The following is a 6,757-nucleotide window of genomic DNA, read 5'->3' as shown; positions in this document are numbered from 1 at the left end:
TTTTCGAAATAGGCCTTGCTGGCCTCGAACGACGACTTCGCGAAATCGGTCTGGGCGGTTGTGATAGCGGTAAGATGCTGCTGAATGCTGGAAAAACCCAGGACATGTTCGATCTCGCCCGGCATATCGTCGAGAGCGCTCGCGGCGAGAAAGTAGGCGCGCTGCCTCGAAGCATTAGAGACACGTTTGCGAAAATCGGATGAAGTATGGCCGCTTGGTTCAGTAGCGTGCTCCCACCCGATCGCTGCGATGGTGCCAGCCCTTCGCTTCCTCAACTCGGCGGATGCCTACTCGGCTATCACTGAATTCTGGAGGACGCCAATCCCAGATATCTCGACCTCGACGGTGTCACCGGGCTTCATCCACAGCGGCGGCGTGCGTTTTAAACCAACGCCGCCCGGCGTGCCCGTGACGATGACGTCGCCCGGGACGAGGGGGCAGATGGCGGAGATGTAGGCGATCAGCTCGGGGATCGCGGTGATCAACAGATCGGTCGTGGTGTTCTGCACCACGGTGCCGTTTAGGCGGGTCTGGAGCGTGAGCTTCGATGGATCGGGGATTTCGTCATCTGTCACCAACCAGGGGCCGAAACTGCCGCTGTTGGCAAAAGTCTTACCCGACAGAAACTGGCTGGTGTGACGCTGCCAATCACGTATGCTTCCTTCGTTGTAGCAGGCATAACCGGCGACATGATCGAGCGCCCGGTCTGCCGGGATATGTCGGCCCTCCTTGCCGATGACCAGCGCGAGTTCGCCTTCGTAGTCGAAATTGTCGCTGACCTTCGGCCTGACGATCGGTTGCATGTGGCCGACCTGACTGCAGGCGAAGCGCGCGAACAACGCCGGCTTCTCGGTGACGGTGCGGCCAGTCTCGGCGACGTGATCGTGGTAGTTGAGACCGACACAGATGATCTTGCCGGGGTCTGGGATGACAGGCGCGAAGGCGATCGTTTCGAGCCCATGATCCGGCGCCGATGCCACGACCAGCTTGGCCGCCTCGGCGACGCGGTTGGTTTCGAGTAACTGCCGCAGCGAGGTGCAACCGGACATGCGCGTGGCAAGATCGACGATGCCGTTGTCTTTGATGGCGCCAAAGGAGGCGCGGCCGTCGGCGATGAAAGAAAGCAGCTTCATGGGATATCCTCGGGAATGTGTTCAGGCCGCGAAGGCACGTGGATTGGAGGGATGACGGCGGCGGCGAGCCGGTCGAGATCCCCGTCGTTACTGGCGGCGCCGACCACGTAGCGGTCGGGTCGGACGAGGGCGGCCCTGAGGCCGTTGTCGCGCAACCAGGTGCCGACGCCGGCGGCTGCGTCGCCGGTGAGCATCGACACGCCGTTATCGCCGAACGCGCGTTGCAACGGCCGGGGGATGGCGCCGGCGGACTCGGTGAGAAGGACGTAAGCGTAACCGATGGCGTCGTCGCTGCGTCGGCCATCGTGCAGCGTGAATTGTGGCGCGAGATGTCCGGCCATTGGTAGATCCGACAGCGCAAGCCCGGGGCCGAGCAGGGGCTTCTTCACCTCGAGTTTGACCGGCGCGTTCTCGCGTGCTTGGCCGGCGGCGAGGCCGGCTTCGACCGCCTTGGTGTTGATCAAGCCGCCGAGCCGAATGGCCAACTCGACGAACTCGCGGACGTGCGGCTGGCGCTCGCTCTGATAGGTGTCGAGCAGGCGCGCGTCGGCATGGCCGCTTAGGATGGCGCTGAGCTTCCAGGCAAGGTTTGCGGCATCGCGGATACCGGCGCACATGCCCTGCCCCAGGAAGGGCGGGGTCTGGTGGGCTGAATCGCCGGCGAGGATCAGGCGGCGGTCGCGCCATTGCTGCGCGATGGTGGAGTGGAAAGTGTAGACCGCGGCGCGCTCAAGCTCAGCGTCCTCGGGCGTGATCCAGCGCGACAGCAGCTCCCAGACCTTTGTCGGCTGGGTGACGCCCTGCGTATCCTCGTCGGGTAGAACCGTGATCTCCCAACGGCGGCGCGTGCCGGTGCCGCGCACATAGGTGGCGGGCCGCCGGGGGTCGCAATGCTGCAGGCTGTAGTCGCCGAGATCGTCGCGGTTTCGCTTGAGCAGCACGTCGACCACGAGCCATCGCTCGTGAAACCCGAGATCGTCCATGCCGGATCCGATGAAGCGGCGCACCAACGAACGGGCGCCGTCACAACCGATCACATAGCGGGCGCGGACCTCGGTGAGCTGCCCGTTCGAGAGATCTTCGTAGCGCACCCGCACGCCGGTCTCATCCTGGTCGAGCGCGAACACGTCGCAACGGTTGCGTGTTGCCACGTGAGGCCAACGTTGCAGGCCGCCGATCAGCACTTCCTCCAGATCCGGCTGGTGAAAGCGGTAGCTAAGGTTCCAGCCCAGCGGAGTTAGCGTCAGGGGCCGCGACCAATCCAGCAGCATGCGGCCGTCGGCGTCGAGAAAGAGCATGCCAGGACTGACGATTACGTGAGGCAGGATCGCCTCAGCCAGGCCGATGGCTTGGAACACGCGCATGCATTCGTCGTCGAAGTGCACCGCGCGCGGAAGATGATAGGCACGAGCCTCGCGCTCCAGCACCAGCGTCCTGACTCCGCATAGGCCGAGCAGATTAGCGAGCGTGGCCCCGACGGGGCCACGACCGATGATCACGACATCATAGCTCTGGAAGGCATACCCATCCTGCATGACTCCATCTGTTTCCCAGCCGCCCGCCACCTTCAAGGTCGTGTTGCCAAGTGTCCGCACAGCGGACGAGCCCATCCAGCGGCCGTTTGTCCGCCAGCCGGACAAGTTAGCGATAATGCTACGCGCAAGCATTCCGGTTTCGCTAGGGAGAAAGCAAAGCCAATAAGGCTGATCGGCCGAGGCAGTCCAAAGCGGAGGAAACGACGATGCTGCGATCCGTGCTGCGTGCATGCCTTGTGATGCAATTGTTTGCTGCGCCGAGCTTTGCCGCCGACATCAACGTTGGAATCATTCTGTCGGCGACGGGTCCCGCTGCAGCCATAGGCAACGCCGAGCGCAGCGGAACAGCCTTCGGTCCCACCGAAATCGGGGGTAAAAAAGTCAATTACTTGTTCCTTGATGAGGCTTCGGATGCTACGGCCGCCGTTTCTGCGCTGCGCAAGCTGCACGAGGAAAGCAAAATTGACCTCCTGATTGGGCCGACTACGACACCCGCCTCCTTCGCGGTGATCGAGCCAGCGGTCGAGTATAAGCTGCCCATGATCACCTTGGCGCCCGTCAACGCGCTGGTTGCGCCAGTCGACGCCAGGCGGCGTTGGGTGGCTTCCGCGACACGATCTCTACGCCATCGGCCGCTTCGACGAGGTCCGAGCGGCCTTGCGGAACCCAACCGTCTTCTCGTCAGCGGATGGCGTCGCAGCCAACGGCAATGTCAACGAAATGTCGCGAGGTACGACTCTCGCGAGTGATGCGCCTTTGCACGATCGGCTCCGGGCGATCATCGGCGCTCCCCTGTCGCCGCGATCCCTCGAGGAGATCGGTCCTCAGATCCGGGCAGAAGCAAGGCGGCTCGTCGATGACCTCGTGGAACGGAAGCAATTCGATGCTGTGACAGATCTGGCGCAGTACTTGCCCCTTACGATCGTGTCGAAGCTGGTCGGTCTCGAAGATTACGGGCGCGGCAGCATGCTCAGGTGGGCGTCGGCAACGTTCAACGTGCTCGGCACGATGAACGAGCGAGGCTGCGCCGCCATGGGGGATATACATGAGATGCGCTCCTACCTCGGCGTCCCCGATATTCGCGAACGATTGCGGCCTGGGAGCTGGGGCAGACGGATTTTCGAGGCAGCCGATCGTGGCGAAGTCGAGCCGGAGCGTTGTCCTGTCCTGATGCGGGATTATCTCGGCCCCAGCCTGGACACGACGATCTTTGCGACGGCTAACCTGATCCTGCTGTTCGGCAGACATCCGGATCAATGGCAGCTGGTCCGTGAAGATCCGAAGCTGATCCCAAGCGCCATCAACGAAGCGCTGCGCCTGGAATCTCCAATTCGCGGCTTCACGCGTTGTGTCAGCTCGAACGCAACCGTCACGGATGTGCTCATTCCGGGCGGAAGCCGGGCGCTGCTGCTGTACGCGTCGGCCAATCGTGACGAGCGGAAATGGCAAGATCCGGAGCGGTTCGATGTGCGCCGGCGCGCCAATGACCACCTCGGTTTCGGAAACGGGACGCACATGTGTGCCGGCGTGCATCTGGCTCGTCTCGAAATGACGGCTCTCTTGGAAGTGCTGGTCGAGAAGGTGCGCAGCTTCGATATCGGCGAGCCGGTGCTCGCCTTGAACAACGTGCTACGCGGTCTGGCTTCTCTGCCCGTACGGGTGAACTAGCCGTTGATCGGAATTTCGGCCGCCGCCTTGCGCATGGGAATCAAGAACTGCGAAACGGCCTCCTCCAAGGACAGGGCGGAACGGATCCAGATGATCGAAATACAGCCGAAGACAGCCTCCTCTCGAACGATCGGCACGGCGATCGAGGCGGTCTTGGGGTTGTATTCGCCCTCATTGCGGACTGCGTAGCCACGCTCACGGGTCTCGGCGATCATGCGTTCGAGCCAGTTCCCCCCAAGAAATGGGCGATCTTCCACCTCGTCGATCCGCCGCAAATGATTGACGATCAAGTCTCGCTCGCGCGCCGCTGAGGCTGCCAGGTACGCCCGACCGGCCGATGTCCGCAGGATGGGCAGGCGTTTGCCAATCATGCCGCGGTCGATCGACATGGGGCTACGGGAATGGGTGGTCTCCTGGACCACCATTGCGGCGTTCTCGTAGGTGGAAAGGTCGACGGGCCAGACCAGGGCCTTGCTCAACTCGCCGAGATATGGCGCCGCCGCCTGGCAGATCACGACGCTCGGATCGTAACCGTCGCCAAGACTGGAGGCCAGCCGTGTCACGCGAAAGCGGTCGTCGCTCGCTGAGCGAGCCACATAACCGAGCTCTTCGAGGGTCTCGAGCAGCCGGTAGACGGTCGGCCGGGGGAGGCTAAGTGCACGTGCAACGTCGGCGGCCCTCATGCCGCCGGACTTATTTACCTCGGTGAGGACGTCGAGACCGCGCTTGAAAGCGCGTACACCCGCCGAGGCTTTCGGTTGCTCGTCGCGCGTCCGCTCCTTGGACAATTCAATTTCCTTCCTTGTGCCGGACGGTACGGAGCCTAACGTGTTGCAAACGCGAGGCGTCCGCAAAACTTAGTGTACGATCGCGGTGCGTCGGCATCAACCTCCGGCGGAGCCGCCGCGCGGCCAACAGACGCGATGAACACAATGGAGGAGCCTGGATGGAGATCTCCGCACTCGGCTATATCAGCATCGGCTCGTCGCAATTGGATCAGTGGAGTCACATGGCGACGAAGTTGCTCGGCATGCAGCAGGTCGATCGCGGCGGAAAGACGCGAGCGTTCCGGATGGATGACCGAAAGCAGCGTCTGATTGTCGACGGCGGCAACGACGCCGGTCTCACAGTGATGGGCTGGGAAGTTCCGACAGCCGCGGAGCTCGATCGTCTCGCCGCCAGGCTGGAAAGCCATGCCGTCGAAGTCACGCGCGGATCGCGCGCGCTGGCCGATGAACGCCATGTGCGCGAGTTGATCCAGTTCGCGGATCCCGCGGGCAACCGGCTTGAGGCGTTCTGCCAGCCGGCGCTCGCGACGGAGCCGTTCCGGCCAGGGCGGCCGATCTCCGGCTTTCGTACCGGCGCCCTCGGGATGGGACACGTGGTTCTGAACGTCGAAGACGTCGAGCCGCTGCTGCCATTCTATCGCGACGTGCTCGGCTTCCACGTCTCCGATTTCGGGCTCAAGCCCTACGGCCTATATTTCTTCCATGTCAACGGCCGCCACCACAGCTTCGCAATGGTAGGGTCGGGCCGGAGGGCGCTGCACCACTTCATGGTCGAGCTCGGTAGCCTTGACGACGTTGGGCAAGGCTATGATCTTGCGCAGCTGGATGACGGGCGGGTCGCCTACACCCTGGGGCGGCACACCAACGACCATATGACCTCGTTCTACGTCAACACGCCGTCTGGCTTCTTCGTTGAGTACGGATGGGGCGCTCGCGTCATCGATCCGGATACCTGGCAACCGCACGAGACGTTCGATGGACCGTCGCTCTGGGGGCATGAGCGCCTCTACATGCCCGATGAGCAGCGGAAGCGCCTACGCGACATGCGGATTGACGCGGCGGCACGCGGCGTACGTGCGCCCGATCCGATCGTGCCGCCCCTGAATTGCGCATGGCTAGATGCCGTGGTCGCTAGGGAGTAGGCCTCACCCCGCATCGCTACAATCGTTCGCGCCGCGACCAGTACGACGGCGTGCCAAGCTACGCATGTTGTCCGAGTGTGAAGAGGCGTCCAAGGTTGACCCATCGCCGCTTGCTGGAACAATATTCTAGCTCGCCCATCGGTGTCGGCCCCTACCCCGATTTACACCCAGGCAGAGAATCCCACTCTCTCCGCCACGGGCTCGCGGAAGTGCCTGAAACTCCGCATTTACCTATAAAATAAGGCTTTCCGAAAAGTCCCGGTGGTACACAGGAGTGGTCACCGTGAGACTCGTCGTGATCGGCCCTTGGAAGAATCCGCGCTCGAACGTCTATTGGTTCAGACGCCGCATTCCGGCGAAGTACCGCATGTTCGGAATGCCTGCCGAGATCAAGTTCAGTTTGGGCACGGGCGATCTGGAAGAGGCCAAGATCCTTTGCCAGGAAGAGAACCTGAAGCTGGAGCGGCAATGGCGCGCCAGCTTGGTGGGCC

General features: G+C 62.7%; 7 protein-coding genes and 1 pseudogene. 5 read left to right on the top strand and 3 right to left on the bottom strand.

Going from position 1 to position 6,757, the window contains the following annotated elements; translation table 11 throughout:
• The coding region (locus AC0L3J_RS35830; RefSeq protein ID WP_473350215.1) for a hypothetical protein at positions 1–203 on the top strand (203 nt) is incomplete at its 5' end.
• 84 nt (positions 204–287) lie between these two features.
• Here the strand turns inward: AC0L3J_RS35830 and AC0L3J_RS35825 are convergent.
• Together AC0L3J_RS35825 and mhpA are read right to left on the bottom strand one after the other, a co-directional pair.
• Complete coding sequence (locus AC0L3J_RS35825; protein ID WP_456766573.1) at positions 288–1,133, bottom strand: fumarylacetoacetate hydrolase family protein; 846 nt, start codon at positions 1,131–1,133, stop codon at positions 288–290.
• Positions 1,130–2,668, bottom strand: a complete 1,539-nt coding sequence (mhpA, locus tag AC0L3J_RS35820) for a bifunctional 3-(3-hydroxy-phenyl)propionate/3-hydroxycinnamic acid hydroxylase MhpA (RefSeq protein ID WP_473350218.1) — start codon at positions 2,666–2,668, stop codon at positions 1,130–1,132. Before mhpA ends, AC0L3J_RS35825 begins: the two co-directional genes overlap by 4 nt.
• A gap of 206 nt (positions 2,669–2,874) precedes the next feature.
• Here mhpA and AC0L3J_RS35815 point away from each other — a divergent pair, with 206 nt between their 5' ends.
• Entirely contained in the window at positions 2,875–3,417 is a 543-nt protein-coding gene (locus AC0L3J_RS35815; RefSeq protein WP_473350214.1) for an ABC transporter substrate-binding protein, read from the top strand.
• A gap of 7 nt (positions 3,418–3,424) precedes the next feature.
• Positions 3,425–4,336, top strand: coding sequence for a cytochrome P450 (locus AC0L3J_RS35810; RefSeq protein WP_473350213.1), 912 nt, complete (start codon positions 3,425–3,427; stop codon positions 4,334–4,336).
• Here the strand turns inward: AC0L3J_RS35810 and AC0L3J_RS35805 are convergent.
• On the bottom strand, positions 4,333–5,124 hold the full coding sequence (locus AC0L3J_RS35805; protein ID WP_456766570.1) for a DNA-binding transcriptional regulator: 792 nt from the start codon (positions 5,122–5,124) through the stop codon (positions 4,333–4,335). The two genes, AC0L3J_RS35810 and AC0L3J_RS35805, sit on opposite strands and share 4 nt — an antisense overlap.
• Positions 5,125–5,282: 158 nt before the next feature.
• Here AC0L3J_RS35805 and AC0L3J_RS35800 point away from each other — a divergent pair, with 158 nt between their 5' ends.
• Positions 5,283–6,266: a VOC family protein gene (locus tag AC0L3J_RS35800; protein WP_456766569.1), complete on the top strand. Its 984-nt coding sequence runs from the start codon at positions 5,283–5,285 to the stop codon at positions 6,264–6,266.
• Between the two features lie 274 nt (positions 6,267–6,540).
• A pseudogene (locus AC0L3J_RS35795) lies at positions 6,541–6,732 on the top strand (DUF6538 domain-containing protein); the annotation flags it as partial.
• Between the last annotated feature and the right edge of the window lie 25 nt (positions 6,733–6,757).

It is taken from the genome of Bradyrhizobium sp. Kon37, from assembly GCF_055807535.1.
Note: the sequence above shows the minus strand (reverse complement) of the source record. Positions and strands in the feature narration are given on the sequence as shown.

Coding starts and splice junctions, on each gene's coding strand:
- AC0L3J_RS35815 (WP_473350214.1), top strand. CDS start 2,875: ATGCTGCGATCCGTGCTGCGTGCATGCCTTGTGATGCAATTGTTTGCT.
- AC0L3J_RS35800 (WP_456766569.1), top strand. CDS start 5,283: ATGGAGATCTCCGCACTCGGCTATATCAGCATCGGCTCGTCGCAATTG.
- mhpA (WP_473350218.1), bottom strand. CDS start 2,668: ATGCAGGATGGGTATGCCTTCCAGAGCTATGATGTCGTGATCATCGGT.
- AC0L3J_RS35825 (WP_456766573.1), bottom strand. CDS start 1,133: ATGAAGCTGCTTTCTTTCATCGCCGACGGCCGCGCCTCCTTTGGCGCC.